We start from the raw sequence: 25,779 nt of genomic DNA, 5'->3' as shown, positions 1-25,779 counted from the left end.
CGAGCATACGGAGCCCGGTTCCGCACCCACAGCGCCCCGCGCGTCACCTCCATGCGCCACGACTGCCGTAGCCGTCCGGAGCGGCTGCGGTGGGGCACGTCGTAGCTCGTCCATCACCGGACGTATAATCCTCGGCAACTCCCTGTCCACCACCCGCCGCAGTTCCTCCGGCACGCCCTAGCCCGGATTTCTCACAGGATGGAGTAGGCACCGGCCTCCAGTAGTCGCTAATTTGTTATTCCCCAATAACATGGCGGCTACAAAAAAGGAGGACCGGTGCCGACACAGCGTAAGCCCGTATCGTTCGCTTTTCAAGGCTTCCGGGGCCGTAAAGTCACGGCCGCGTTCAACGGCGGCACGATCACCTCCCACGCCGGAACGCTGCTGCTCCGGGAGATCGGGCGCGCGGACAGCCTGTTCGACCGGTTCGCGGCCTGCTTCACCGACCACCGCGATCCGGCGCGCACCGAGCACTCCGTCTCCACGCTGGTGGCCCAGCGCATCGTGGCCCTGGCCCTCGGCTTCGAGGACCTCAACGATCACGACCACCTGCGCCACGATCCCGTGCTGGGCCTTCTCGGCGACAAGACCGGAGCCACCCGGAAGGACTGCGCCGCCCTGGCCGGCAAGAGCACGCTCAACCGGCTCGAACACGCGCCCGAGGGTGAGCCGGGCCGGTACCACAGGATCGGCCACGACCCGGAGGCGATGCAGGCCCTGCTCACCGATCTGTTCATCGAGTCGAAGGCCGGACCGCCCCCCTCGCGCCTCGTCCTCGACATCGACTGCACCGACGACCGGACGCACGGCCGCCAGGAAGGCCGCTTCTTCCACGGCTATTACGGCCACTACTGCTTCCTCCCCCTCTACATCTTCTGCGGCCACCACCCGCTCGCCGCCGTGCTCCGCCCCGGCAACACCGACCCGGCCCGCGGTGCCGTCGAAGCACTCGAGCGCATCGTCACGCAGCTGAGGCGGCGCTGGCCCGACGTCGAACTGCTCGTCCGCGCCGACTCCGCCTATGCCCGCGAAGAACTCATGGCCTTCTGCGAAGCGCGCGACATCCACTACGTCCTCGGCGTCGCGAAGAACGACCGGCTCCGCCGACGGATCGCGCCGGAACTCCTCGCCGCCAAGGTCGAGTCCGAGGGCCGCCGCCGTCCGGTGCGCCTCTACGCCGAGTTCGACCACGCCACCCGAACCAGCTGGTCCCGCTTCCGCCGCGTCATCGCCAAGTGCGAGCACATCCCCGGCAAGTCCAACCCCCGCTTCGTCGTCACCTCGCTCCCGGAGACGATCGCCCCCAAAACCGTCTACGAACGCATCTACTGCCCCAGGGGCAACGCCGAGAACGCCATCAAGGAGCAGCAACTCGACCTGTTCGCCGGACGCACCTCCGCCACCCCCATGGCCGCCAACCAGCTCAGGCTCGTCTTCTCCGCCCTCGCCTCGGTCCTCATGATCCGGCTCCGGGCCGCCCTCGCCCACACGCGCCTCGCCCGAGCCACCGCCGGCTCCCTCCGCCTCAAGCTCCTCGGGATCGGCGCCCGCGTCTCCGTCTCCGTCCGCCGCGTCGCCGTCGCCATGGACGCGAACCACCCCTTCACCGCCGAGTTCGCGCGCGTCCACGCCAGCTTCCCCACGTAGCGCCGACCCGACCCTGCGGTCTCACCAGAAGCCTCCCGGCCTCCCCCGGCCCGGGCACCGGTGTCTCCAGGCGCCACGGATCCGGCTCCGGTGCGCTCTCACCGGCCCGAAACAGCCCGCCTCGACCCTCCCCGAGCTACCACCGCACTCCGAGTGGGACACTTATCCGGCCAACTATGCCCGAACGGACGGCTGCGGTTCACTTCCGGGGCGCGTGTGAGAAATCCGGGCTAGGCTCTGACGGGGACGCGGATTTTGATGCTCATGTATCGAGGTAGGAGTGCCCGCTGAGGCTGCCTATTCCGACGAAGTCGTCCACCCGTTCCGAGCGAAGCCGACCGACCGTTCCGAGCGAAGTCGTCCGGTGATACCGGGTGAAGCCGACCGGGGCACGGGCGATCCTGAAGCGGCACTGGACACGGATCGGATCAGTCGTCTTTGCTGTCGGCGTCCCTGGTTGAGTCGTAGAGCCTTCTCATGGAACCGCCCTTGAGGGTGATCCTGTGCGCGTTGTTGAGGAGGCGGTCGAGGATGGCGTCGCCGAAGTTGGGATCTCCGACGACGTCGTGCCAGTGCTCGGCGGGGAGCTGGCTGGCCAGCAGAGTGCCGCGCCGTGCGTAGCGGTCGTCGAGGATCTCGAGCAGGTCGTGGCGACTCTGGCCGGAGAGCGAAGCGAGCCCCAAGTCGTCGAGGATGAGGAGCCAGATTCTGGCGAGCCGCTGGACGACCTTGGGATAGGTGCCGTCCCCGCGGGCGAGGGTGAGTTCGTCCAGGAGCCGTGAGAGGCGGTAGTAGCGGGTGGGCCGTTCAGACGTATCAGCAATCCGACCTGCTGGAGCGCCGCGCCCGGACCCTGCAGGAGTGGAACAACTACATTTCGTAGCAATGAGCCCCGTTGCGTGGCGAATCCGGGCACGCAAGCAAGGGGTGCATCCTCATGGGACGCGGTCCGAGCCAGCCGGGAGATGCGTGATGCAGCGAGTCACAACGCGAAAGGGCATATCTGTCCGGGAGGAAGATGCCCCTGATGTCGAAGGGAAATCCTTCGCGGTACTCGACGACCTGCGACAGGAGCGATCCCGCGTCGTGATCCGCCGGGTCAATGACTCCTTGCTGAATAGGCGACCGGCTCGGCAGGTCGTTCGGTTTTCCGAGCGGGCACATTCGCCACGCCTGAGCGACGAGATATGGGCGCCGACTCTTGCACACTACAGGGAAGGCGAGAAGCTGGGAGGTGGCCAGTATGACCCGATGGAGGGACGCGTCAAGATGGATGCCACGCCTTTAATGGCTCGAAGGCTGTTGAAGCAGGGGGTTGACATGCGATCGGCCTCTTTCGAGGCGCAGGTGACGTTCGGCGGTTCCGATCCCTGGGTGTTCTGCACGGCATTCTGTCCCGTGCGCGAGCGAGACGCCTACAGGCTCGCGCGCCGTATCTCGCCCGAGTATGACACCATCACGGATATTCTGGATGTCGATGCGTTCGCGCTCGAGCTGGGTGTCGATTTCGCGATCACGCTGAACCCCGAACTCCACACCAAGGCCAACTCGGTAGTGGACATAGTCCAGAGAGCGTTGGCCGCCAACAGCGGGTTTGAGAAAATCGTTCATGTACATCACGGACCGGTAGCGTACGAGGACATCTCGGGCTCACTCGACACCGGGCGTGAACCTTTTGACCTGGAGTCGCGCGTCGGCTTTACCAAACCGAGGTCGTTTTCGTACCAGTCCGAGTACCGATTCGCGCTGTGGACAATCGGCGAGCCATCCATCCGCACTCTACGTATCCCAGTTTCCGATGCTCTGAGAGAGTGTACGTCGATCCGATAAAATCATCGGATTAGTGGGCGGCATCCCGGCGGCCAGGCCGCTCGACCGGCGCCGAAGAGGTGCTGTCCAATCAGCGCAGAGATCGTGTAAGGACTCCGGGCATGAGGAGGGGCAACTCCAAACGGCCGGTGAAGAAGACAAACTCATGATCAAACACATAAAGGTCTGCTAATGAATGCCTTTCAAGAACCCTTCGATGCCGCCTCTTGGCTGGAACTTGCGCTGAAGGTCGAGCGAGAAAAGTGGGAACGCCGCCCCGTGCGCGACGACTTGGTGGCCGGCTACATGTCAGCCCAGGCGTGGGGATACGTCGTGGCCGGGTATTCGCTTGCCGAACAGGCCCTCAAGTGCCTCCTGAATCTCGACGGACGGCTCCCCGACACGCTGCGGTACAAGCATGCACTGCGGCCGCTGTCCGACCGTTTGAGGGCTGCTGACCGGAAGATTCTGAATCACAACTACGACGATTATCACCTTGCTACGAAGGCAAACGGCGTGTTCGCACCGGCCTCCCTTCCGCCAAGCTCCGTGGAGGATTTTCTGGCGACGTTGGACGGGCCGGAGGACCGCGGCTCCATTGCCTGGCGATACAGCCTCACGGAGCTGCCGAGCGACGTGCCGCAGCTCAGCGATGCCTACCTGGAACATCTGCGGGAAGTGATCGGGTGCGTTATCGGGCTCGTGCGTCACCGCGACCGCGAGGGCTTCCCGCCTCCCCTGTCTTACAGCGTTCGGCGATTCCACGATCGGCAGTACCTCGTGTACCAGGACTGGATGGACAACGCTCGTCGCGCCGACTCGACCTGGATGAAGCGAGACCGACTCGAGATCTGGTGGGGGCCCGACTACAAGACGAGGTACGACTACTGTCGGTTCACGGCCGGAAGCGCCAGGCTATCGTTCGGCGTGCTGCCGCAGGAGACGAACCCTCCCCCGGAGGACATGCGTGGCGAGATTCGCGAGATTCTGCGCTCGCAAGCTGCTCGCCCAAGGCAACCGAAGGATCGACCCTGAGACCTTGACTCATGCATCCGATGACGGCCTCGATGGTTCTCAAGTTCTCACGCATCTGGCTCACCGAGCGGAGAGCGACCCCCCCTCGGGCTTCTGAGACCTGTAGCGCGCCCGTCGCTAAGGTCGAGGGGGCGACGATCCCCACAGCATGACGAGACACAAGGAGGCGGCCTCGGTCACGGGTTTCGTGTCGAGGCCGTATTCGGGACCAGCCTCGGCGGTGGCATCGTCCACGCAGTTGCGAAGCTCGGTCGCGAGCTCTCGCAGACGCGAACCTGACGGACTGCTACTCCTACCGTATTCACCACGCTGAACCGCCGTGATCCAATCGCCAGCCGTTGCCAGACGGTCACGGATCGATCCGGCTATCCAGCCGCCGAACGTCGTATTGTGTAGCGCACCGTCTTCGTACCACGGGTGGGCACTGCGGGGCTGCGTTACGACGCGGTTGGTGATCTCGTACACGTTGTTGGCGGTACGGGCGGATTCCGATATGGAGACGGCAAGCCAGAAGCCGACGATGAGCAGAAGTACGGCCAAGCCGAGGAGCTTCTTGGACGGCACGAAGAACTCCCTTCGCTGAGCGGTTACAGCCGATAGCTCCGGATCGCCTCCGCATCGAGCTTATCGGCCGGCACCAGCCGGTAGTGACGTTCTTCCACGACCTTGATCTCGCCGTCCCGCAGCGTCAACTCGAACAGCGCGACGACGTCGTTGTCCAGGAACTGCGCGGCGATGGCCCGGCAACGCATCCCCGGGAACCTCTGCTCGGCGAAACGGATGTCCTGGGTCGTCTGCACGATCCCGATCTGGTCCTTCTCGCCCTTTGCCTGAACGGGGATCACGTAGTGGCAGCCGAGCTTGTCGATGCCGATGTAGAGCTCGTCGATTTCGATCTGCCCCAGATCCTTGACCATCGTCCGAAGATGGTTCTGCAGGCTGTAGGCGGTAAGGCCGAGAAACGTATCGATCAAGCGGTTGTAACGGACCATCGCGAGCAGAGCCTGCTCGTCATCGAGTTGGTACGCCCGGATCAGCTCCGGCGTCGCGTCGGGTATGTCGATGACGACGAGATCTTCCCGCGGTACGACACGGCTCGCCGTAACCAGCTTGAACCTGTACCGGCCTATACCGGCTCCTTCGATGATCCATTCGCGCCCCTCGGGCTCCGTTTCGAGAATGCTGTCGGGTAAGGGGTTTCGGTAACGGAAGGAATACGGGATGTCGCCGAGATTCTTGACGCGAGCGACCCCGAGAGCGGCGACCGCGTCCTCGAGCTCTTCCCGCTCGAACTCGAACTCGGCCAGCCCCTCCTCGTAGTGATCGAAAAACACCTTCTCGATCACCGCCTGGTATCGGTTCAACGTCTCAGACACGCGCCGTCTGCCCGGCGAGACGCTCGCGTTCGATGTCGATCTGCTTTCGCTTCCTCGCGCCGCTCTTCCGGTCGCGACGGCTCGGGGGCGGCTCGACTCCGAAGTACCCGGCGGCACTCGAGAGGTCGAACGAGAGAAGTGCCGGATCCCCCAGCGAGATCGCGGCCTTCGGCCGCACCGGCGTCACGCCGAGCGCCCGGATGACCTCGCCGGCGATCGCCCTCGCAAGCGGTGGCGGGACCGAGTTCCCGATCTGCCGTCCGCCGTGCCACTTGGTCGCGTTGAATCGGAACCAGTCCGGAAACCCGTGCAGCCGGGCCATCTCCCGCACGGTGATGCAGCGGTCGTGGAGGTAGTGGATGGGACGAGGGCTGGTGAAGGCTCCGCGTGCTCCGTCCGTACCCGCGCGCAGCGTATTGGAGACCCCGAACTCCGGCAGCCTGAAGAACCTGCTGATGGGTTCCACGGTGCCGGGGGCCGTCTCGCGGAAACGCCGCCGCGAGATCTCCGTGTGCCCGGTACGGGCGCTCGACGTAAGAACGGAAGGGTCCCACTCGCGCACGTAGCCGTAATGCCAGGCCTCGTCGGATAGGCACCGCAACTCAGCCGCATACGCCGACGGCTCGCCGTAGACTGCGGTGTCCGTCGCATCGGAACGCGTCAGATCCTCGATCCCGTCGACGTCCGGGAGGTCTCGCAGCGCGTCCGAGCAGGTCGGCCCCTCCGGCAAGCCCACCATGCGCTGCTGCGGGCCGGAGATTTCGGTTGCGCGCTCCGGATAATCGGACAGGGCATCGCCCCTTCGGGCGCCCAGCAGGATCAGGCGTTCGCGGCTCTGGGGCGTGCCGAAGTGTCCGGCGTTGAGAACGCGCCAGGGTATGCGCACGACGTATCCGATCCGGGAGAACTCCTCGATCAGCTCATCGAGAAACTCGCGGTGCCGGCCGATCGTCAGCCCTTTGACATTCTCGAAAACGAAGGCTCGGGGTTCGATCTCCTCGATGATCCGAACGAAGTCGCGCACGAGCCCGTTGCGAGGGTCGTCGAGGGCGCGATGGCCGATGAGAGAGAACCCCTGGCAGGGGGCGCCGCCGAACACGCAGTCGACCCGGCGCCCGGCGATGCCGGCGGACTCCAGGATATCGGCGCCGGACAGGGTCTCGATCGGCTGGGGGATCGTGGCCGTGTGCGGGAAGTTGAACTTGTGGACGGCGCAATGGACCGGATCGACCTCGACGGCCGCCGCCACGTCGAAACCGGCCTGCTCGAAGCCCAGGCTCAGTCCGCCGGCCCCCGCGAAGAGGTCGATCCCGATAGGTCTCACGGCGCCGCGCCCGTTTCGTCGCTGACGGTCGCGGCGGAGCTGCCCCGGTCCGCGCCGGATGCCCGGCGCGCCGTTCGACCGCCGAGAAAGCCGTGCAGGCGTCCGGCCAGTTCTCCGAGGTCGGCCGTCTCGCACTGCCATATCGTCAGCACATCCCACCCCATCGAGCGCAACTCCTCCTCTTTCCGCCTATCGCGTTCCTTGTTTGCGTTGAGCTTCGGCTCCCAATAGTCGAGGCGCGACTTCGGCAGACGCCCCTTCGGACACCCGTGCCCGTGCCAGAAGCACCCGTGAACGAAGATCGCCTTGCGCCGAGACAGAAAAGCGATATCGGGCCTCCCCGGAAGATCCTTCCGATGGAGCCGATACCTGTAGCCGAGGCTGTGAAGCAGCCGGCGCACGACCATCTCCGGCCCCGTGTCGCGGCTCTTGACCGCCTGCATGATACGACGACGCTGTGCCGGCGTGCGCGTGTCCATCGCTTGTCCCATCGGCCACCGATCTAGCCCGACGACACGATAACTCTGTGGCCGCGAAGACACACCTACGGATTCTACGTCCGGACCATCATCGCGCTCTCAACAACCAAGCGGCGCTGGCTATCGGACTCCGGCTTCGACGGCGGACGAGCCGCGGATCGTTCGCGCTCCTGTAGTTCGTCTTGGCGGGGGCGCAGCACGGGTGAGTAGCGTGTTCCTCCTTGGCCGTTCGCTCCAGCAGGCGGGCGATTTACGACGGAGCTCGGGCAGGGCGTTGGAGGTCGATATGGACGGGGTGACGTACTTTGTGGGCACCAGAGGGTAAGCGGTCCCGCTGTTCGTGCTGATCGACACCACACCGGCCGATCCGAGCTTCGCCATCGGGGGCGCGGCGGCGGAAGCCAGGGGACCGGACTCGAATCAGAGAGGGAGAAGGAGGCGCAGTGCTTGACCATCCAGTAGTCGACGTCGCCCTCGGGCTCGCGCTGCTCTACAGCGTGTTGAGCCTCGTCGCCTCGGTCGTCAAGGAGTGGGTTTCCACCCTGCTCTCTCTTCGGGCGAAGAACCTCGAGAAGGGGATCGGAACGCTGATCGGCGACGACTACGCGGACCGGCTCTACGGACACCCGCTGGTCAACACCTTGGCGAAGAGTAAGAAGAAACCGTCGTACATCGCAGCCGATACCTTCGCCTCGGCGCTCGTGGACCTGATCGCTCAAGATGAGGACGGCAATCCCGCGGTGGCCATGGGGGACAAGGCGGCCAAGCTGGTTGATCGGGTCGGAGACGACTCGGCGCTCAAGGCGCCTCTCCGGGCGATGGCCAACCTGGGCGCGGAGACGGTGGACGATCTTCGCCGGCAGGTCGCCGGGTGGTTTGACGAGGGGATGAACCGCGTGTCGGGTTGGTATCGCCGGCGGACGCAGCTGATCATCTTCGCGATCGGCGCCGTTGTGGCCGTGTCGGCCAACGCGAGCACCGTGCACGTCGCACAGGACCTTTGGCGGGATGACGCGATGCGGTATGCGATCGCCCAAGAGGCGGTTGCCATGGCTTCCGACACCGTGAGCGCGGACTCCGTGCAGGTCTCCGACGCGATTCTCCAGTCGTTTCCGTTAGGGTGGGGGAGCGAGGGGGATTGGGGTTGGGGGGCTTGGCTTAGCCATCTGCTTGGGTGGCTTCTGACAGCCGCCGCAGTATCGCTTGGCGCTCCGTTCTGGTTCGATCTTCTTGGTCGGGTGGTGAAGTTGCGAGGCACAGGGAAGAGGCCGGGCCGAAGGTGAGTGATGTCGCTCACCATGGCCGAAGACGCGTGGGCCGTGGTACTTGGGCTGAGGCGCAGCCTGTGGGAGTCGGGCTCCCTCTGCCAACGGGCACGAGACACGTCACCGAGAAGCGATCAGACTGGCGCAGGGCAAAGCGAGGCAGCATGCGGCGAAGAGAAGGAACGCGTGACTTCCGGGTGCGGTGACAATACACCCAGAGGTCCGGTGTCCAAACTTTCGGGGGTCACTTCAGCGGGGTAGTCTGATGATCGAGTTACTACTTGAGATCGTGATTCTGGTGCTTCAGACGGTAGCATTTGTGTTTGTTCTCGGAGCCGTCGTGGTGGGGGTTATAGGCGCTGCGCTTTGGTTCCTGGAGAAGAGCCCGGACTGGTCGTGGTGGGCTTGGGCAATCTTCTGCCTGCTGGCCATTGCCGCGTTCCTCTTCCTGGCGATCGGGACAGAGAAAGGTCTGCTGACCTGGCCGGACGAAATGCCTTGGTGAGAAACTGAGGATCAGGCTACCTATGCGATCACGAGGCCTGTCACGGTTCCCACCGTGCATCGGCGCATCAACATCTTCCCGTTGAAGAACGAGTCCATCGGGACATCGGCGTACTGACCTGTCACTCCGGTGGTAATCGGGCGAGCGCCTCAGGCCGGGGCAAGACCGATCTCGATGCCGACCTCAAGACCTACAACTGGAACCGCCTGCACCGCGCGGCATGGAGGGGCGGACGCCGTACTCGATCTTCATGGAGGGGACCCGGGAGCCCCTGTAAAGAGACACCCAGATTCACGCAGTTGGGAGACACCCGGATTTACGCACCCGGGTTTCTTCAAGCAGTCTTGATGTCACCTCCTTGTGCGGGAGCGGGGTTGGGCGGCGTGAGCAGGCCGCCGATCTCTCGGAGCCTGTAGCTGCGGCCATCGATGTGAATGATGGGTACGTGGTGCAGCAGGCGGTCGAGGATCGCGGTGGTGAGGATCTCGTCGCCGGCGAAGATCTCGGGCCGGTCGCGCACGTGCTGGTTGGAGGTGAGGATGATCGAGCCCTTCTCGTAGCGCGCGCTCACGAGGCGGAAGAAGAGGTTGGCCTCCCGGCGAACGAGTGGCCGGAAGCCCACTTCGTCGATGACGAGCAGCGCGCTGTTCAGGTAGCGCTTGGCCTTGAGCCTTCGGGGCGGGACCGCCGCGTCTCCCTTGAGCACGTGCATCAGGTCATCGAGGAGGAAGTGGGTGGTGCTGAACCCGTTCCTGATGGCCTTCACGCCGAGCGCCACGGCGAGGTGGCTCCTGCCGACGCCGGGCGGGCCCATGAAGAGCACGTTGTCGGCCTCGCGCACGAAGGCGCACGTGGCCAGGGTCTCGAGCTTCGATCGAATCGGCCGTGGGCTGGAAGGTCCAGTCGAAGCCCTCCAGGCACCTCACTCCAAGGTGATCGGCATGGAATCGGTGGTCGGCATGCCTCGGAATACGCATCCGCACGGGAATCGCCCGGAACGCCCGTCCCGAGATATATTTTCACCCGGTACCATGGAGACAACCGACCACGAACCCACTTCGGAAAGGAGGACTCGGGTGACGGACACCATCACGATCGCCGTGGATCCGGATCTGGCTGATGCCTATCGGGCGGCGTCGGACCAGGATCGTCGCAAGCTGGACCTCCTCCTCAACCTTCGTCTGCGTGATGTCACGCGGACCGGCGAGTCTCTCCACGATGTCATGGCGGAGATCACGCGGAACGCGCGGGCGCGCGGCTTGACTCCCGAGATTCTCGAGGAGCTCCTGAGAGACTAGGTGATGCGATATGTCTTCGACACGAACGCGATCATCAGTGCCATGCTTTCGGGGGATGCGACGCCCGGAGTTGCCCTCGCGCAGGCCTACGACACCGGTGAGATTCTCGTATCGGTTCCCTTGATGAGGGAGCTTCATGATGTGGTGTCTCGCCCGAAGTTCGATCGATATGTCGCGCCGAGCGAGCGAGAACGGTTTCTCGGGCTGCTGCTCCGAGACGCCCGCTTGGTGGAAATCACCGAATCGATTCGAGCCTGCCGCGATCCCAAGGACGACCAGGTACTCGAGCTGGCCGTCTGCGGTCGTGCTGACTGGATCATCACAGGGGATGCCGACCTTCTCACCCTGGACCCCTTCCGCGGCATCGGAATCGTAACGCCCACGGACTTCCTTGGACTCGGCGCCCACTCATGACCGTTTGACCCAGAAGTGCCCCGCGGCGTTCTGGAGTCGTTGTGTGGCGCCGCTGGCGCTAGTCCGCCTACTTCCTGCGTCGCGGGCCCCGAGGCGAAGCTCGAGGAGCTGCAGGCGCTCATCGGTGGGCCCATCAGGGTCATCTCGTGGTACCGGAGCCCGAAGCACAGCATCGAGCGGAAGAAGAGTAAGTCGGGTCAGCACTCAACCGGACGCGCCGTGGACGTCAGCGCCCTACGGAACACGCCTCCCAGCAAGGCCTCTGAACAATCGATCACTGGACCTCCAGTTGCTTCCACGCGTAGCTTCCGACGAGGAGGCCTCCTTCACGGGAGTCTCTCTCCCGAGCCGCGTGAGCCCGATCACCGGATGCGGGAGTATGCCGTTTCCCTCTTCGCACACCCGTTGACCCCATCCCGCAGCTCGTAACGATGCCACGACTTACGGACTTGGGGGACCAGATTCTGAGGGGAACTCGATTCGACGCGGAACCCTACGGGGGGACGTATACTGCTGCCCAGATGCGGAGCCTGAACGCCTCCGGCGATCCGACCGGACAACGCCTGGTGCGCAGTGCAAGAGCCGTCATTCCGGAGGCTCTTCTCGCCGTGCTCGTCGAGAGACTCGACCGCGAACTGCAAGCTTACATCGAGCCCGAGACCCAGCGTGTCGGGACCGGACTGGTCGCCTTGATGGGCGGTGCGCAGGATTTGGCCGAGCCTACGGTTACCGAGTTCGCTCGCACTCTGGTCAGGGCTTCGGCCGTTCTCGGCTCAGCGCGCGCGGTGGGAATCCTGCGTGGCTGGATTGCCGGAGAGCCCTACCGCTACCGAATCAAGGTTCTACTTGCGGGCGTTCGGTGTGAGAAGCCGCTGGCGCTGGAGGAGGGCGTGCAGATCACGCAACTGCCAGAGGGAGGGTACGCAGCCGATTTGGCACCACATCTGCCGCATTCTCTCACCCCGCACGAGACCGATGTCTTCCGATTCATCGGCCGAACCGTGCTGTCGATCGACGGCACGGCTGCTCCCGCTCTCTACCGACCGACGCGTGTCCACGGCGACAAGCCGGACTGGAATCTTCGGGAGGTGTGGGCCGGTGGAAGGATCCCCTGCCTCACCGCCAACAACTGGCGCGAGCGACTCACCGAGGCGCTGTCCCTCGCGAGCGACCACTGTGTGCGGTGGACCCACGATTGGCTTGATGCCGGCGACCTTGCAGCCTTCAACATCTTCGACGGCTCTAGCCATGTTGCCTCGACCGATGAATCGTCGTGGGACGATACAGTTCTTCTTCAGCAGGAACATCTGGAAGCCGCGCGTGATCTCGATGTTCAGCGCCACGCCCGTGCGCAGTCACCGAAGGCTGTGGACATGGCTATCAAGCGTTGGATCAGCTCCAAGCGTCCCAGCGCCACCTTAGCTGACCGCTACATCGATCTCCGGATCGCGTTAGAGGTACTATATCTACCCAAGTCCAGAGGCGAACTGCGGTTCCGCCTCGCACTCATGGGTGCCTGGCATCTGGGTGCCGACTTCGAGGAACGCCGCCGGTACTACGACCTGCTCAAGAGGGCTTACGATCTCGGCTCGAAGGCCGTGCACACTGGAGACGTCAGGGATACGCCGGCCATCCGGGAGACTCTCGCCGCCGCGCAGCACGCTTGCCGCAAGGGGATTCTGAAACGTCTTGCGGAAACCGAAGAGCCTTCCTGGGAAGCGGTTGACGTGGCTCTGGGAGGCCCAACGCATGAGCTGTCTTCCTGAGACGGTCCGCGTGCGTCTTCCGAGGCACGCCGACCACGCATTCCGAACCGTGTCGTCCACCCTACACGCCGGCCGTTGACAAGTGGAGAGATGGCAGAGTGACCCGGGCAGGCAAGCGGTGCGGGATGACCTGATTTTGGTACGCTGTTCTTCCATCAAATCTTCGTTGCCTGGACCGGCTCTTCACAGTCGCGCGGTATGGTTGGTGCTCTGGCGGAGGTTACCCGACGTGCTTCCCAGTCGATCCCGCTGAAGAAACGGAGAGTCACGTGTCACAGGAAACACCTCAACACGCCAACGAGCGAGCTGCGAACCGATTCCTGGAGCAGGTAGACGGCTCCGGGTTCTGGGAATCGATCGACCTGCGCTTCTGTGCGGTCCGGAATGGCCGCCGTTGGGTGAACCTCATCACGCGCGGTTTTCTCGATCATCGAACACGCCGGTCGATCCCAAGACTGTCGCGGGTCGACCGGCGAGACGTCCGTGCCTGGCAAGTCGTTCGTCCGGTGGCGGATCTGCCTGCTGTGGTGCGCGGAGTCGCCGGTGATATGGTGAAGCTGCGCCCGCGCTCCGTCAGATACGTCGATGAGTCGGGTCAGCCTACGGTTAATCTGAGATACAGCTTCAGCGAGTTGGCCGTCTCCCACCAGATCGCCGAGTACGACGCGTGGAGCTGCCACTCGCTCGTGGGTTTTGGTTCCTCGATCTTCAATGCCGTGAGACAAGGGGGTCACGACCCGTTCGAGTTGGACAGCATGATCCGCAGCGGTCCGAACGCCTACGATGGCCTGCCGGACCTGGTGCGCAGGTTCTGCGCACGGCCCGGAGGCCTGAAGGTCCAAGGCAGCACTACCGTCGTCGAGTTGATCGCGCCCCTGGCCGCGCGCTTCGATCGCGAGAGTGTAGCGTCTACGTCCGAAGGCGTGACCGTAGCCTTGCGGGCTGCCTCGGAAGTCTTCGTTGCGAAGGCTGAGCTGGCCTGGACCCTGGGGACGCCGGGAGAGCCTTTCCGTCACGGATCAACCAAGCTCGTTGAACATGAATGGGAACAGAAGGGAGATGTTCTCCACTCCCAACTGCACGTTCCGATTCGAAAAAGCGATGACACCGCAACGCTCTTCCTTATCATCGGAGACAGGTGCGCAGACTGCGTGTCCGTGCCCCTGACGGGCTCCAATCTGCGGATGAGAGCGCACGACGTCTTCGATCCAAGCGGTCACGAGTTCGTCGAGAAGCTGCGAGACGAGACATGGCGGAACGCGAAGGAGTTCGAGACCGCCGTTGGTCTGCTCCTCTTCTTCCTGGGGTTCCAGGTAGACCCGCTGAGCGCCCAGAAAGGGATGGGAGACGCTGTGGATCACCTGGCTCATGACCCCGGCTCTTCCATGATTCTCGCCGTCGAGTGCACGGTCGGGCCGCCGGACGCGAGCGGCAAACTGGGCAAGCTGATCGCTCGCTCGGAGGACGTACGCCGCCAACTTCCTGACAACGAAGTGGTCGCGGTCCTTGCGACAAACAGACCGCGCGCAGGGCTATCCGAGGTCGAGGTTGAGAAGGCGGCGCGGGATGATGTTGTACTTCTGGCACGCGAAGACCTTCATGACCTGTGGATCGCAGCGCAGGCTGGTGAGACCGGTGGCCAGGTGGTCCGCCGGCTTCGGAACCAGCTCGTCGAAGGCAGGCTTCGACGGGCTCAGCGGCCAGCTGTCTGATTCGTTGCAGGACGCGTAGCCCGCGCGGAGGCGGGACAGGGCCGCCGTGCTTGGCGCGAGACGGCGCGACGCTGGCCGCGATCGTTGCGTCGCGACCGCAGTTCGTCGTCCCTCCAAGTCTAGGTCACGCTGGCGCTACCGCAGCGTGGCGTGAGTCTGCGGCGCGTCGTTGCAGTTGAGGCGAGGGGACCGACGCCAGTCGGGTGCGAGCCGTGATCTGCGGCGCTGCGCGGGTCCCCCGGTAGAACAAGCCGATCGTATTAGGCGCGGAGGCGTCTCTTCGGTACCCCCCATTCTCACACGATTTCCGTTTGACACCATCGGTGGAACCCAGGTAGACTTATGGGTGTATGCCTGATCATCGCAAGGAACCCTCAACAAAGGAGAGCCACCTATGCCCGACAATGAGCCTCGATCGGAGACCGTCCAGGTTCAGATGACGCCAACGATGAAGCGCGCGGTGGTCGCGGAAGCAGAGCGCGTCGAATCGTCATCGGCACAGGTAATCAGGCAGTGCGTCAAGGAGGGGTTGGAAGCTCGCGCCACCTTCCGCTCAACTTGGCATAGATCGCAGGGATAGCAAACGGGCCGCACAAAGGCGGCCCGCTCACCGCCCGACCCGAAGTAGGCGCTTCGAGAAGGGCTTCATCCTCAATTCCCACAAGCGTTTAGACGGGTTCAGGAGGATTTTGTGTCTGAGAAGATATCCGCGTCCGGCGCGCAGCCGCAAGGCGCGCCGACGCCCCACGAGATTCACGTCGCGCTTGCGGATGCCCGTAACGCGCTTCGAGAGCACCTGTTGTTCGGCACTGACCGGCACGGCGCGAAACGACCGAGGCTGCTACGGGCGATCCGCGTGCTGGAGAAGATCGACGATCCATGGCTGGTCGGGGCACTCGCCGGCATGCTTGCAGAGCGCGGGAAGCCGGCGCGCCACGCGAGGTCGGAGAATCCTGCGTTGCCGCTCCCGCTCCCGTCGTCCGATGAGCCATCGCGTTGTCGGGGTGACTGCACGCAGTACGGGTCGCCGTTCGGCGTCCATATCTGCGAGGAGAACTGGTAGCGCGCGCAGGAACTTGCTACTTCCAGGTCAGATCTGGTGACCGGTATGGCGGCCACGACGTTACACACCGGTCGTTCCCGTAGACCGTGGTTGGAGCAGCTGCTTCGTCCGACAACGCAGAGCTCGGCAGCTTCCACGTAGAGAGCGGAGACGATCGACAACTGCTGTCTCGCTCGCCATCGCCACCGCCGAGCGCGGCCGCATCTACTACGGCGCCTTGGCCGACGGCCCGAGCCGAGCGGTCGTGGCGACCTAAACAACTGCGGATGAAGCGCCCGGTAGTCGGTGACCCGAAATGGGTTCACAAGCGGTCGGGTTCGACGAGCGAGCCCGAGCACGACGGGGTTGATGCCGTAGAGGCCGATCGAAAGTAGCACGGCCTCTTCGTCGAGGAGCACGACGTGTAAGATCGAGATGTACTGCGGCTGCGACGAGAGGATCGGGCACCCCTCCGAGCTGCCCCACGCAGCTGAAGGAAATCGAGCACCGGAAGACGAAGGTGCGCGATGTCCGCAGTCCAAAAGCTCACCATGTCGCTGGTTCCACGCTGCAGCGGAGAGCGGGAATCAGTCCTTGCCGAATCCGATCCGTCGAGGGGTTGCCTCTTGAATTCGGCCGCCGGGTAGGGGGTTTTTCCGATCTGGTTTGACTGCACGGAAGGCTGCGGCTGTAAGCGCGGCCCAGGCTGTGAACACACCAGCTAGTCCAAGTTCGATCGCTGCACCAAAAATGAGCTTGCATGTTTGAATCAAAACGAGAATCGTCAGCCCTAACCAAACAAGCCCAACACCAACGGACATAGGCCAACGGACGAACGCAATCTTGCGTCTCCAACGACGATAAATGTCAGATGATGAGAGAGGACGACCCGGAGCGGTTATGGGTCTGGCGAGTTCTCCTCCTCGGGACACGTCCGGGCCCGCTCGATTACCCCGAGATAGTGCTCCCGAATTAAGTGATTCGGAATTATGCTGCTTCTCCCCTTCGTTGTCCACGTTCTCGTCCACGGAGAATCCTCATGGTGAGTAATCCTAAAAAGATCCTCGAACGGAAGATCGTATTCCTCAACCACGTCCTGTATTACAGTCTGCTGAGTCCCCGTCAAGAAGTCAGCGCTATCATGTTCTGGTGATGGAATCGGTCGTCGCCCATGCTGCTTGTAACGATGGTACACGTCCAGAATCACTGGGCCGTATTCCCACGCCCTGATACTGTCATGAACAAGAGCCTCGTCATGCAGCCCGAGCATCCAGCCATGCGTAATGTAGATAAGTTTCTGGAGTTGGAAGGGAGTCGTTTCTCGGCCCATCGTGCTACGGAGCCATAGAATTTGCTCCGCAACGATATAGGCAGGTACGCCACCCCTCCTCGCCCTCAGCGCATTCAAGTCCAAACCCATCTCTGATCGCTCTCCCGATGAAAAACCGAAACGTCAAAAAGAACCTAAGATTACGACCGATCTGTTGCAAGGGACAAGAAGCGGTTCCATCGAGCGCTCCCGGACGAGCACCTCAGGGTGAAGGGGCGGACGACTTGGTACGAGTCGGTCGACGAGATGCAGACCGATCTCGACGCCGACCTGGCGACCCACAACCGGAACCGACCGCACCGCGGCCGCGGCGTGGAGGGAGGACGCCGTACTAGGTCTTCAAGAAGGAGATCCGGAAGCCCCGGAGCCGGAAGAAGTCAACTAGGAAGGAGGTGAAGACCGCAGCCTGAAGCGCTGATCTCGGCGAGGCCGGGTGTCAGGTGATTACTGTATGTGGACGCAGCCTGAAGCGCCGGCGTCCGCGAGGTCGCATGTGGGGCGATTGCCGTCCTTGTACATGCTGGCCCCCCCACCGAACCCCAAGCATCGCGCTCGGCCTCGTCGGCGAGCGACCGTCTCCGTCCCCCTCTCCTTTCGCCTCCGACGCTCCGACCCCTTCACCGTTCGGACAAGTTCTTGCACTCTGATCGGCAATGTACCAAGATCCTTTGCGCCGTTCGTCGCCCTCACCCACCCCTTCCTCACAACCGACGGAGCACCGGATGGAGATCACGGTAGACTTCGGTGACCAAGAACCGCTCCCGGAGACGGCTTCCCGAACACCACAGGATCCCGACGAGTTTCTCGCACAGAACTCCTTTCGGATCGTATATCAGTTCAACAACTTCTTCTTGCCGCAAATTCGCGACATGATCGAGCAGAAGGATGCGATAAATCTTCGCCCCGAGTACCAGCGACGCTTACGCTGGACTAACCCGCAGAAATCCAAACTGATCGAATCTCTCCTCCTCAACATTCCAGTCCCCCCAGTATTCTTTTACGAAGCTGACGCCGCGAGATATGAAGTGATGGATGGCCAGCAGCGTCTAAATGCTATCCGCGAGTTCTTCGCCGGCGATTTTGCTCTTCGGGGGCTAACAGTCCTCACGCCACTCAATGGTTTACGGTATACGACGTGCCCTCCGCGCATCAAGAGAACCCTTGATCGTGCCACGATATCAGCGATTGTATTGTTGATGGAAAGCGAATCAGAGCGACCCCACGAAGGTATGTTCTCCATTACCGACGTACGGCGCTTAGTGTTTGATAGGTTGAATACTGGCGGTCGACGACTCAATGCGCAAGAGATCCGGAATGCCCTTCATCCTGGCCCATTGAATCGGTGCATTCTCGAGCTGAGTCGCCTAGAGCGATTCACAGAAGTGTTTGGGATTCCTCCATACACTGAAGCTGACGAAGCAGAGTACTATGAGAATCCTGCTCGACGGAAAAACAACCTCTACGCTACAATGCGAGATTGTGAGCTTGTACTGCGCGTCTTCGCGTTGCGTGATCCCGACAATATCCGCGGTTCCATGAGAAGCATGCTAGATAGAGCCATGGCTAAGAGTTTGAGTTCCGAGGAGGTGGAGATGTTCGCAGATGACTTTCAAATGCACTTCGCGTTCCTGTGTGACCTCTTCGGTGATGACCCTTTTACGATCAAATTCCGCGAACACGGCAAGGAGCGAATCTCAGCGGCGTTGTACGACGCGGCGATGGTCGCGCTCAGCAGGGTCTGGGATCATCGAGAGGATGTACGAGCCGACAGGGTCGGTGTGGCCGAGAGGTTGAGGACCGCGGTCGCTGACGACGAAAACTATGAACTGATCGTAGGCAGGAGGAACACTGCTGAGGCAGTAAGGGGCCGTATCGACCTATTGCAAACAATCCTTCTGCCGGGGTAATGCATGTGGCAAATCCTTTCTCTGTAATTGTCGACGATTTCGATGAAACCCTGAATTCGCTTCTCCTGCTTGTCCAGATTGGGCAAGGTACGGGAGTGTCTCCAAAGACACGAGTGGCATCGATACATGCAACTACGTTGATGCTGGCGGCGGCATTTGAGGAGTTCATTCGAGAGATGGCGCTTGAACACGCCAGACACGTAGTGAACGGAGCGCACAGTGTATCAGAGTTGCCTGACATGCTTTTGATGACTGCATGGAAACGAACGCTAGGTGAAGCGGTGCGACTTCAGGTGAACGGGCGCTCCAAGAGAGACGCGCTCAAGATGTCAGCTAAGCAGGTGCGTCCTAAGGTTGATGCGCTGTGCTCGTTCGTCGAGGGAGATATCCAACAGAACATATATGATCATCTAATCCACAATGAAATCAATATGCGAGCGACTCAGATTAACAAACTGTTTAGGGTCAGCGGTCGAGAAGATATTTGCTCGGAGGTTTGCAAGCAGGGATCACTAAAGGCGTTTTTCGACCGGGAAGATGAACGGAAGACGCACGGTGAACTTCTTGCAGCACTTGAGAACTTTATCAACCGCAGGAATGAGATCGCTCATTCGCTCAACTCTGCGGTGTCGAGCGCACCGGAGGAGGTGTATCGCATCATAAAGATGTTGCGAGCGTTCGCGAGAGACTTGGGTGTAACTCTTTACGACGGCAACAGCTAGTGCCGGCTATGCCGACAGCTTGATCCCTACGGAGTACGTTCGAAGAGCACGGCATCCGGCCCAAAACTCCTCCAGCCGGACATCCTGCCCCGGAGCGCCGTTTCGGAACTCTGCTCTCCCGTGAAACTGCCTCGACGCCCGTCATCGTAGCGGAAACCCAACGAAACGCGCGCTCCGCTGTGTCTCCCGTCTACTGTCCCGGAAACGATCAGCGGCTGCATGGCCGGACCGCCCGCCTCGATGTACTCGACGGTTCCGGTGACGTCCCCCGAAGAACCCTCTTCCAAGGTGACATACCACTGACCGCCTGCATCCAGGAGGTCAGCGCAGCACCAGCCCGCCCAGTTCCCCGTGATCGCGCCGAACTGCGGGCCGGGGTCGAACACACCGCAGCCTGCGACAAACACCAGGCCGGTCGCCAGGAAGGTGAGAGCCGCTCCCGTCCTTCGCCTGCTATCCATGCACCCCGATACCCGGTCGGGCGACCCCGGTTCGCGTCGATGGACATCCCGCGATGCATCGCTCCGGCACCACGCCGACTGCGCGTCTTCAGCGCGACCTCTGCCAGGGCCGGTTCACAGTGTAGCGGCCGACGGAAGTGATGCCGTCCCGTTCGATGTCGACGAGCCCGCGGCGTTGCAGCGTGGCCAAGGCGGCCTGGACCGCCCGCTTGGACAGGCCTGTCCCCTCCGCGATCTGCGTCAGGCTCAGCTCAGCCGCTTCATCGGCCGTCTGCCGATACAGGTAGAGGTAGGTCAGATAAGCACTGGGGTGCCGATCGTGACCGAGCAGGGACGGCTCGACGTACTCGTCAACAACGCCTGGGGCGGTTACGAGAACATGGTCGAGGACGGCCGGTTCACCTGGTCGGCGCCGTTCTGGGACCAGCCGTTATGGCGTTGGGCGGCGATGATGGATGTCGGCGTGCGGGCCGCATTCGTTGCCAGCCAGCATGCCGCACGGCTGATGGTGCCGTGTCGGCGCGGTCTCATCGTGAACGTCTCGCAGTGGGCAGCGCAGAAGTACCAGGGTAACGTGATCTACGGCGTCGCGAAGGCCGCCACCGACAAGCTCACCGCCGACATGGCCGTCGAGCTGCGCGACCATGATGTTGCCGTCGTATCCCTGTACCCGGGCCTGGTGCGGACGGAAGCAGTGCTTACGGCCGGGGTCTTCGACCTCAGCAACTCGGAGAGCCCCGAGTTCATAGGCCGGGCCGTGGCCGCGCTGGCCGGCGATCAGGACGTTGGCCGGTGGACTGGACAGGTGCTCGTGGCGGCCGCGCTCGCCGAACACTACGGCTTTGCCGACATCGACGGGCGGTCACCCCGCCCGCTCACGCTGACCGACGTCTGACGCAGGAGCAACGCGGCGCGGCCCCTCGGCTGCTATGGTTCACGGCTGGGTCGATTGAAACCCAACGCAAGGCGATGGTGTACCTATAGGTCAAGGCGGCGCTTGACACCGTTTGCTACGCGGCATAACGTCCCCGCCAACAAGACTTATAAGCGGCCCCTGTGCGCCGGGGCGACCCATTCTTGGTCGTCTACCTAACGGACGCAGGGGCCAATTTTTGTCTATCTACTCCGTATCCCCCAGCCGGTTTTAGGAGGCGCTGCACGTCTCGTCTTGCGGTCTTGATCGATGGTGAGTTCATGAAGAAGCGGTTAGGGCGAACACTGCGGCGATTCCCAACCATCGCTGATTTCCGGGCGGAACGCCAAAAGATCCTCGACGCGTATGCCGCTTCGCCGCTTCAACCTGACTCGGATTTGTATCGTATCTTCTACTACACCGCTGAACCGTATACCGGCGAGCAAACCAATCCGCTAGATGGAAGTGTTACACGGTACGGAGATACTCCGTCGTATCGCCGAAATCAATCATTCATCGAAAAGTTGGAACACGAGAATGATGTGGCTGTGCGTCGCGGCGAATTGAAGTTCAAGGGGTGGAAGTTGCGACCCAGCATCGCGAACCAGTTGATTAGTCCGCCCACCAGTACCGGGACAGTTGTTGCGTCGGACCTTCAACCCGATTTCAAGCAGAAGGGCGTTGATATGCGGATTGGCCTTGATATTGCGACGCTCGCCTTGAAACGCCTCGTCACGGATGTTGTAGTGGTGACCGGTGACTTGGATATGATGCCTGCGCTCAAGCTGGCGCGTCGTGAGGGACTACGCGTCTACCTGCATATGATGGGAGCTCGTGGCCGGTCTCAACTTCGTGCACACGCGGATCAGGTCATCGGATAGTCGGATTCGTCCTCACCTTCCTAAGGCTGCCGATCGCGCGCACGACCGAGGACTTCGTCGCGGCCCCCCCGTTCAGATGCGCTGGTGGTCCGCCCGCCAGTCTTCCACAGCCTCCTTGATGCCCTTCCGGCTCGCCAGCTCGCCCGCGAGGACCCGGCGCACCAATCCGGGCAGTTCCGCGTCCGACGCGAAGCGCAGAGCGATGAGCTGGTCCGTCGTCAGCCGCTCGATGTCGCCCTTCAGCTCGTCCGGCAGCGTCCTTTCCAGGCGGAGGCGCTCCTCCAGGCGGATCACCCGGTCTTGAACGCCCAGCGAGAAGCGCCGCGCAAGAGGAAGGCCTATCGCCGTACAGGCGGCGACCACGAACAGCGCCAAGGTCTCTGCGCTGTAATCCACGACGACCCGGTATCCGACGCCTACCGTAGCGGCGATGGAGAGAAGGCACGCTGCGATGAACAGCAGCGGAGGGCGCCTGGCGTGGTTCGCGTAGCTCTGCGGCTCGGCCATTGCGACTCCGGGGTCTCGGGGGGCATGTCACGCGCGAGAGTAATGCGCGGTCGGGTGACGCCGGCGCAAGCCGGGATCCGCTGGCGATCCGTCGAGCGGCCGGGCTATGGTGTCCATCGCGCCGCCCGCTACCCGGAGGACCCCATGGCCGCCTCGAGAGACTTCGCCGCCCGCCCCCTCCACACCGCGGCCGCCGTGCTCCTCGCGACGCTCGCCGCAGGCGGCCCGGTCGAGGCCGCCATGGCCACCCAGGAGATCCTCATCCGCGGGGGCACCGTGGTCACCTCGGAGCGGCGATTCGACGCGGACGTGCGGGTGCGGGACGGGACCATCGTCGAGATCGGGACCGGATTGGCCGCGGGGGCCGGCGCCCGCGCGATCGACGCCACCGGGCTGCTCGTCATGCCGGGCGGCGTGGATCCGCACGTCCACCTGGGGGGACGCACGCGCGACGACTACCGCACCGGGTCGCAGGCGGCGCTCGCGGGAGGCATCACCACGATCTCGAACTTCGCCTTTCCCGCCGGAGAGCAGAACCTCGCCGAGGCGATCGAGCGCGAGGCGGCGCTCATCGGTGAGCACGCGATCGCGGACGTCATCCTGCACGCGGGCATCACGCCCCGAACCGAGCAGGCCGAGATGACCACCCTCGGCGCCGAAACCGGCCAGACCAGCACCAAGATCTTCATGGTGTGGACCACGTTCGACGCCGCAGTGCCCAACCACATGGCGACAATGGCCGAGGCGGGGCGCGCCGGCATCCTGACGATGGTGCACTGCGAGGACTGGCCCATCCTCGCCCACGCCATCGCCGAGCTGACGGCCGCGGAGCGCACCTCGCTCGAGTACTTCCCGGACAGCCGGCCCGTGCTCGCCGAAGTCGTCGCCTGCCAGCGTGCGGTCGCCATGGCCCAGGCCACCGGGGCGCCCATCTACGCGGTTCACGTCTCCTCCGAGGGCGCGCTGCGCGTGCTGCGGGAGGCCCGGGACCGGGGGCTCGACGTCTTCGTCGAAACCCGCCCCATCTACCTCCACTTCACGCGGGAGCGCTTCGAGGGCCCCGACCGCGGGCTCTACGTGGGGCAGCCGCCGCTTCGCGAGCAGGGCGATCAGGACGCCCTGTGGGCGGGCATCGCCAGCGGATCCGTGCACGTCCTCGCCACGGACCACGTCGCGTATCTCCGCGAAGAGAAGATGGACCCGTCGCAGACCATCTCCAGTCATCGGGCCGGCCTGAGCAACCTCCAGGTGGTGCGGCCGATGCTCTATTCCGAGGGCGTCGTCCGGGGACGCATCTCCGAGGAGCGCTTCGTGGCGGTGACCTCGACCAACGCCGCCAGACTCTTCGGCCTTTACCCGCGCAAGGGCACGATCGCCGTGGGCTCGGACGCCGACATCGTCCTCTGGGACCCGGACGAGACGCGCACGATCCGCGACGAGGACATGTTTTCCGGAGCCGGCTTCTCGGTCTACTCCGGGTGGGAAGTCACAGGCTGGCCCGTGATGACGCTCCGCCGCGGCGAGGTGGTGTACGAGAACGGCGAGATCCTGGCCGCGCCGGGCACCGGTGAACTCCTCCGCCGCGGGAGGTGGCGGGCGCCGTAACTCGCGACCCGACCGCCTCCCCGGCAACGCCCACAGCATCACCCTCAAGGGGCAGGAGATCGAGGTCCTCTCCAGCGGGAAGACGCCCGGGCAGTTGGTCACAGGGAGCGCAGGTTGGCAAGGTCGCCTGTCGACCGGCCTCACCGGGATCTCCGCTCTGCTCCGATGGTAATCCCCCGGCTAATGAGCACGTCGCCGGCGCCGGAATCCGCCTTCCTCGCGAAAGCCTCCGCGACCGTGTGTCGCGCCGCCATATGGTCGGCCGTTTGGTCTTCAAGCACGTCCAGGAACAACTCTACGTAGCTATAATCTGACGCTGGTGGGAGTCGGCGATTGAAGAGAACGACGTAGCTGATCCCGTTTCCGCTTTGGAACGCTAGCGTGTTGGTGCCTTCGAGACTTCCCGTATGGTAAGCCCACCAGCCAGACCCCTCTCCGCCTCCGCGGCGGCGACCGATGTTGTCGCCGAAGACTATGTAAGCATCAAGAAACGCCAGTATCGCCCGTGTGGACGCCACCAGGCCAAAAGCGGCGATCTTGGCCTCGTGGTCCCACCCTCCTTCTGGGCACCACACGGTAGGCCCTAACGGGTCGAAAACGTTCCGGCACCTGAACGAGCTGTCGTACCAAGGCTCCCAAGCGCTTCGGTGCTCCGGGAAAGTACGGCCTTGAATGAGGTCGCCGCGAGCCACGCCCAGGGGGTTGAAGATGTCCTCAAGCACATAGGTCATGTAGTCCTTGCCTGACACTTCTTCGATGACGAGGCCGAGTACAAGATATCCGATATTCGAGTACGCGGGCCTCGCACCGGGGCTGAACTGAAGGGGCTGCCCCAGGACAAAGCGCACAGTGTTCTCACGTCCCGGCGGACTCGCGATCGACAGTGCTGCCGCGATCTCGATCTCTCGGAATGCGAAGTCCGGCGCGACCTCGCGGTCCCAACCACCTCGGTGCTGAAGCAGATGCAGCACGGTGATGTCCGCCAGCTGCGAGTCGCCCAATTCAGGGAATGGATCGATCTTTAGCAGCCCGCCTCCGGTTTGCCCGAGATCGAAGACCCTGTCGTCCAGCGCCAGCATGCCGTCGCTCGCAAGCTTATGAATCGCGGCAGCGGTGATGGGCTTGGTAACGCTCGCGAGCCTCATCATTATGTCCTGCCGTGCGGGCACCCGGCGCTGAGCGTCCATGTAGCCGACCGCCCCGTCGTATGCGATCGCGCCCTGCTTCATGATACCCAACGCCGCCGCCCCGATGCCGTGCTCGTCGATAAACCGTTGCAGCAGTCCTGTGAAGTCGAGGACTCTGACGACCGCAGATCCGGACGCCGACTCGGCACTCGCCGTTATCGTCGCCGATCCGTTGGCCACCGCCGTCACCAAACCCGACGCGTCGACCGTCGCCACGGCGGCCGTGCCGCTCGCCCAGGTCACTGCCACCCCCGCCATCAACTGACCGTTCTGATCCCGAGCCTCTGCGGACAACTGAACCGTCGCGCCAAGTGCGGCCAGGTCGACCGTGGCCGGGCTCACGGAGATCGTCGTCGCCCGGGGGGGATCCGGAGGAGGCTCCGTGGTGCTGTCTCCGCACGCCGCGAACAACGTGACCGCCATCACCGCCGCTAGCAGGGGGAGCGGAGCGGAACAAAGGCGAGAGAGGCGGGGGCTGGCGCGCATCATATCTATACCGGTCGGCTCGGTTGACGATCCAACCAAATCGGAGGTTTTCATCGTGTGAACCTTGTTCGTGACGATCCGGGGTCGGATGCGTCGTATGGTCGGCGG

26 protein-coding genes and 1 pseudogene are annotated in these 25,779 nt (G+C 63.3%); 16 read left to right on the top strand and 11 right to left on the bottom strand.

Going from position 1 to position 25,779, the window contains the following annotated elements; translation table 11 throughout:
- Nucleotides 1-276: 276 nt before the first annotated feature.
- Entirely contained in the window at nucleotides 277-1,647 is a 1,371-nt protein-coding gene (locus ACQY5G_RS05530; RefSeq protein WP_428275103.1) for an IS1380 family transposase, read from the top strand.
- Nucleotides 1,648-2,075: 428 nt separating this feature from the next.
- On the opposite strand, the gene ACQY5G_RS05525 is transcribed toward ACQY5G_RS05530, so the two are convergent.
- A complete protein-coding gene (locus ACQY5G_RS05525) occupies nucleotides 2,076-2,567 on the bottom strand; it encodes an ATP-binding protein (protein WP_428277775.1) in 492 nt (163 codons plus the stop codon).
- Nucleotides 2,568-2,619: 52 nt separating this feature from the next.
- On the opposite strand from ACQY5G_RS05525, the gene ACQY5G_RS05520 reads away from it, so the two are divergent.
- Together ACQY5G_RS05520 and ACQY5G_RS05515 are read left to right on the top strand one after the other, a co-directional pair.
- Nucleotides 2,620-3,477, top strand: a complete 858-nt coding sequence (locus ACQY5G_RS05520) for a hypothetical protein (RefSeq protein WP_428277773.1) — start codon at nucleotides 2,620-2,622, stop codon at nucleotides 3,475-3,477.
- Nucleotides 3,478-3,648: 171 nt separating this feature from the next.
- Nucleotides 3,649-4,491: a hypothetical protein gene (locus ACQY5G_RS05515; protein ID WP_428277772.1), complete on the top strand. Its 843-nt coding sequence runs from the start codon at nucleotides 3,649-3,651 to the stop codon at nucleotides 4,489-4,491.
- 117 nt (nucleotides 4,492-4,608) lie between these two features.
- Here ACQY5G_RS05515 and ACQY5G_RS05510 read toward each other — a convergent pair whose 3' ends face one another.
- From ACQY5G_RS05510 to ACQY5G_RS05495, 4 genes are read right to left on the bottom strand one after another with little or no spacing between them, the layout of a single operon-like run.
- The gene (locus ACQY5G_RS05510) at nucleotides 4,609-5,055 is read right to left on the bottom strand and encodes a hypothetical protein (protein ID WP_428277771.1); all 447 of its coding nucleotides are present in this window, start codon (nucleotides 5,053-5,055) and stop codon (nucleotides 4,609-4,611) included.
- 23 nt (nucleotides 5,056-5,078) lie between these two features.
- Nucleotides 5,079-5,867, bottom strand: a complete 789-nt coding sequence (locus tag ACQY5G_RS05505; protein WP_428277769.1) for an endonuclease — start codon at nucleotides 5,865-5,867, stop codon at nucleotides 5,079-5,081.
- Nucleotides 5,860-7,191, bottom strand: coding sequence for a DNA cytosine methyltransferase (locus ACQY5G_RS05500; RefSeq protein ID WP_428277767.1), 1,332 nt, complete (start codon nucleotides 7,189-7,191; stop codon nucleotides 5,860-5,862). The genes ACQY5G_RS05505 and ACQY5G_RS05500 overlap by 8 nt, the downstream gene beginning before the upstream one ends.
- A complete protein-coding gene (locus ACQY5G_RS05495; RefSeq protein ID WP_428277765.1) occupies nucleotides 7,188-7,670 on the bottom strand; it encodes a very short patch repair endonuclease in 483 nt (160 codons plus the stop codon). The genes ACQY5G_RS05500 and ACQY5G_RS05495 overlap by 4 nt, the downstream gene beginning before the upstream one ends.
- Nucleotides 7,671-8,113: 443 nt before the next feature.
- Here ACQY5G_RS05495 and ACQY5G_RS05490 point away from each other — a divergent pair, with 443 nt between their 5' ends.
- On the top strand, nucleotides 8,114-8,953 hold the full coding sequence (locus ACQY5G_RS05490; RefSeq protein WP_428277763.1) for a hypothetical protein: 840 nt from the start codon (nucleotides 8,114-8,116) through the stop codon (nucleotides 8,951-8,953).
- 247 nt (nucleotides 8,954-9,200) lie between these two features.
- Complete coding sequence (locus ACQY5G_RS05485; protein WP_428277761.1) at nucleotides 9,201-9,440, top strand: hypothetical protein; 240 nt, start codon at nucleotides 9,201-9,203, stop codon at nucleotides 9,438-9,440.
- A 334-nt stretch (nucleotides 9,441-9,774) separates the two neighbouring features.
- On the opposite strand, the gene ACQY5G_RS05480 is transcribed toward ACQY5G_RS05485, so the two are convergent.
- Nucleotides 9,775-10,281, bottom strand: a complete 507-nt coding sequence (locus tag ACQY5G_RS05480) for an ATP-binding protein (RefSeq protein ID WP_428277759.1) — start codon at nucleotides 10,279-10,281, stop codon at nucleotides 9,775-9,777.
- Between the two features lie 235 nt (nucleotides 10,282-10,516).
- Here ACQY5G_RS05480 and ACQY5G_RS05475 point away from each other — a divergent pair, with 235 nt between their 5' ends.
- The 5 genes from ACQY5G_RS05475 to ACQY5G_RS05455 all read left to right on the top strand — a co-directional run bounded on the left by ACQY5G_RS05475 (nucleotide 10,517) and on the right by ACQY5G_RS05455 (nucleotide 15,693).
- Nucleotides 10,517-10,738, top strand: coding sequence for a hypothetical protein (locus ACQY5G_RS05475; RefSeq protein WP_428277757.1), 222 nt, complete (start codon nucleotides 10,517-10,519; stop codon nucleotides 10,736-10,738).
- A gap of 3 nt (nucleotides 10,739-10,741) precedes the next feature.
- Nucleotides 10,742-11,152: a putative toxin-antitoxin system toxin component, PIN family gene (locus tag ACQY5G_RS05470; RefSeq protein WP_428277755.1), complete on the top strand. Its 411-nt coding sequence runs from the start codon at nucleotides 10,742-10,744 to the stop codon at nucleotides 11,150-11,152.
- Between the two features lie 521 nt (nucleotides 11,153-11,673).
- Nucleotides 11,674-12,918: a hypothetical protein gene (locus ACQY5G_RS05465; protein WP_428277753.1), complete on the top strand. Its 1,245-nt coding sequence runs from the start codon at nucleotides 11,674-11,676 to the stop codon at nucleotides 12,916-12,918.
- 269 nt (nucleotides 12,919-13,187) lie between these two features.
- Nucleotides 13,188-14,630 carry a hypothetical protein gene (locus tag ACQY5G_RS05460; protein ID WP_428277751.1) on the top strand — a complete coding sequence of 481 codons (1,443 nt, stop codon included), beginning with the start codon at nucleotides 13,188-13,190 and terminating at the stop codon, nucleotides 14,628-14,630.
- Between the two features lie 691 nt (nucleotides 14,631-15,321).
- A complete protein-coding gene (locus tag ACQY5G_RS05455) occupies nucleotides 15,322-15,693 on the top strand; it encodes a hypothetical protein (protein WP_428277749.1) in 372 nt (123 codons plus the stop codon).
- An 877-nt stretch (nucleotides 15,694-16,570) separates the two neighbouring features.
- On the opposite strand, the gene ACQY5G_RS05450 is transcribed toward ACQY5G_RS05455, so the two are convergent.
- A complete protein-coding gene (locus tag ACQY5G_RS05450; RefSeq protein ID WP_428278650.1) occupies nucleotides 16,571-16,942 on the bottom strand; it encodes a Panacea domain-containing protein in 372 nt (123 codons plus the stop codon).
- Nucleotides 16,943-17,170: 228 nt separating this feature from the next.
- On the opposite strand from ACQY5G_RS05450, the pseudogene ACQY5G_RS05445 reads away from it, so the two are divergent.
- From ACQY5G_RS05445 to ACQY5G_RS05435, 3 genes and pseudogenes are all read left to right on the top strand, one after another.
- Nucleotides 17,171-17,398 (top strand): annotated as a pseudogene (locus ACQY5G_RS05445) (hypothetical protein); the annotation flags it as partial.
- Nucleotides 17,399-17,724: 326 nt separating this feature from the next.
- Entirely contained in the window at nucleotides 17,725-18,909 is a 1,185-nt protein-coding gene (locus ACQY5G_RS05440; protein WP_428277747.1) for a DUF262 domain-containing protein, read from the top strand.
- A gap of 5 nt (nucleotides 18,910-18,914) precedes the next feature.
- Nucleotides 18,915-19,631, top strand: coding sequence for a HEPN domain-containing protein (locus tag ACQY5G_RS05435; protein ID WP_428277745.1), 717 nt, complete (start codon nucleotides 18,915-18,917; stop codon nucleotides 19,629-19,631).
- Between the two features lie 26 nt (nucleotides 19,632-19,657).
- Here ACQY5G_RS05435 and ACQY5G_RS05430 read toward each other — a convergent pair whose 3' ends face one another.
- Complete coding sequence (locus ACQY5G_RS05430) at nucleotides 19,658-20,092, bottom strand: hypothetical protein (protein ID WP_428277743.1); 435 nt, start codon at nucleotides 20,090-20,092, stop codon at nucleotides 19,658-19,660.
- 88 nt (nucleotides 20,093-20,180) lie between these two features.
- Complete coding sequence (locus ACQY5G_RS05425) at nucleotides 20,181-20,309, bottom strand: hypothetical protein (RefSeq protein ID WP_428278649.1); 129 nt, start codon at nucleotides 20,307-20,309, stop codon at nucleotides 20,181-20,183.
- 93 nt (nucleotides 20,310-20,402) lie between these two features.
- Between ACQY5G_RS05425 and ACQY5G_RS05420 the strand changes: the two genes are divergently transcribed.
- Together ACQY5G_RS05420 and ACQY5G_RS05415 are read left to right on the top strand one after the other, a co-directional pair.
- Complete coding sequence (locus ACQY5G_RS05420; RefSeq protein ID WP_428277741.1) at nucleotides 20,403-20,987, top strand: SDR family NAD(P)-dependent oxidoreductase; 585 nt, start codon at nucleotides 20,403-20,405, stop codon at nucleotides 20,985-20,987.
- 299 nt (nucleotides 20,988-21,286) lie between these two features.
- A complete protein-coding gene (locus ACQY5G_RS05415; protein WP_428277739.1) occupies nucleotides 21,287-21,886 on the top strand; it encodes an NYN domain-containing protein in 600 nt (199 codons plus the stop codon).
- Nucleotides 21,887-21,958: 72 nt separating this feature from the next.
- On the opposite strand, the gene ACQY5G_RS05410 is transcribed toward ACQY5G_RS05415, so the two are convergent.
- Entirely contained in the window at nucleotides 21,959-22,393 is a 435-nt protein-coding gene (locus tag ACQY5G_RS05410; protein ID WP_428277737.1) for a DUF6526 family protein, read from the bottom strand.
- Between the two features lie 144 nt (nucleotides 22,394-22,537).
- On the opposite strand from ACQY5G_RS05410, the gene ACQY5G_RS05405 reads away from it, so the two are divergent.
- Nucleotides 22,538-23,998, top strand: coding sequence for an amidohydrolase family protein (locus tag ACQY5G_RS05405; RefSeq protein ID WP_428277735.1), 1,461 nt, complete (start codon nucleotides 22,538-22,540; stop codon nucleotides 23,996-23,998).
- Nucleotides 23,999-24,138: 140 nt separating this feature from the next.
- Here ACQY5G_RS05405 and ACQY5G_RS05400 read toward each other — a convergent pair whose 3' ends face one another.
- Nucleotides 24,139-25,608 (bottom strand): serine hydrolase, encoded by a 1,470-nt coding sequence (locus ACQY5G_RS05400; protein ID WP_428277733.1) that lies wholly within the window; start codon nucleotides 25,606-25,608, stop codon nucleotides 24,139-24,141.
- Between the last annotated feature and the right edge of the window lie 171 nt (nucleotides 25,609-25,779).

The sequence above is a fragment of the Candidatus Palauibacter sp. genome (genome assembly GCF_965261555.1).
In the GTDB taxonomy this organism is placed as follows: Bacteria; Gemmatimonadota; Gemmatimonadetes; order Palauibacterales; family Palauibacteraceae; genus Palauibacter.
The sequence above is the reverse complement of the archived record's forward strand: the minus strand, read 5'-3'. Positions and strand labels throughout refer to the sequence as shown.

Excerpts from the sequence above, each read along its gene's own strand:
- ACQY5G_RS05520 (WP_428277773.1), top strand. The coding sequence starts at position 2,620 with ATGCAGCGAGTCACAACGCGAAAGGGCATATCTGTCCGGGAGGAAGAT.
- ACQY5G_RS05515 (WP_428277772.1), top strand. The coding sequence starts at position 3,649 with ATGAATGCCTTTCAAGAACCCTTCGATGCCGCCTCTTGGCTGGAACTT.
- ACQY5G_RS05495 (WP_428277765.1), bottom strand. The coding sequence starts at position 7,670 with ATGGACACGCGCACGCCGGCACAGCGTCGTCGTATCATGCAGGCGGTC.
- ACQY5G_RS05485 (WP_428277761.1), top strand. The coding sequence starts at position 9,201 with ATGATCGAGTTACTACTTGAGATCGTGATTCTGGTGCTTCAGACGGTA.
- ACQY5G_RS05470 (WP_428277755.1), top strand. The coding sequence starts at position 10,742 with ATGCGATATGTCTTCGACACGAACGCGATCATCAGTGCCATGCTTTCG.
- ACQY5G_RS05465 (WP_428277753.1), top strand. The coding sequence starts at position 11,674 with ATGCGGAGCCTGAACGCCTCCGGCGATCCGACCGGACAACGCCTGGTG.
- ACQY5G_RS05450 (WP_428278650.1), bottom strand. The coding sequence starts at position 16,942 with ATGCTCGGGCTGCATGACGAGGCTCTTGTTCATGACAGTATCAGGGCG.
- ACQY5G_RS05440 (WP_428277747.1), top strand. The coding sequence starts at position 17,725 with ATGGAGATCACGGTAGACTTCGGTGACCAAGAACCGCTCCCGGAGACG.
- ACQY5G_RS05430 (WP_428277743.1), bottom strand. The coding sequence starts at position 20,092 with ATGGATAGCAGGCGAAGGACGGGAGCGGCTCTCACCTTCCTGGCGACC.
- ACQY5G_RS05415 (WP_428277739.1), top strand. The coding sequence starts at position 21,287 with ATGAAGAAGCGGTTAGGGCGAACACTGCGGCGATTCCCAACCATCGCT.
- ACQY5G_RS05410 (WP_428277737.1), bottom strand. The coding sequence starts at position 22,393 with ATGGCCGAGCCGCAGAGCTACGCGAACCACGCCAGGCGCCCTCCGCTG.
- ACQY5G_RS05405 (WP_428277735.1), top strand. The coding sequence starts at position 22,538 with ATGGCCGCCTCGAGAGACTTCGCCGCCCGCCCCCTCCACACCGCGGCC.
- ACQY5G_RS05400 (WP_428277733.1), bottom strand. The coding sequence starts at position 25,608 with ATGGCGGTCACGTTGTTCGCGGCGTGCGGAGACAGCACCACGGAGCCT.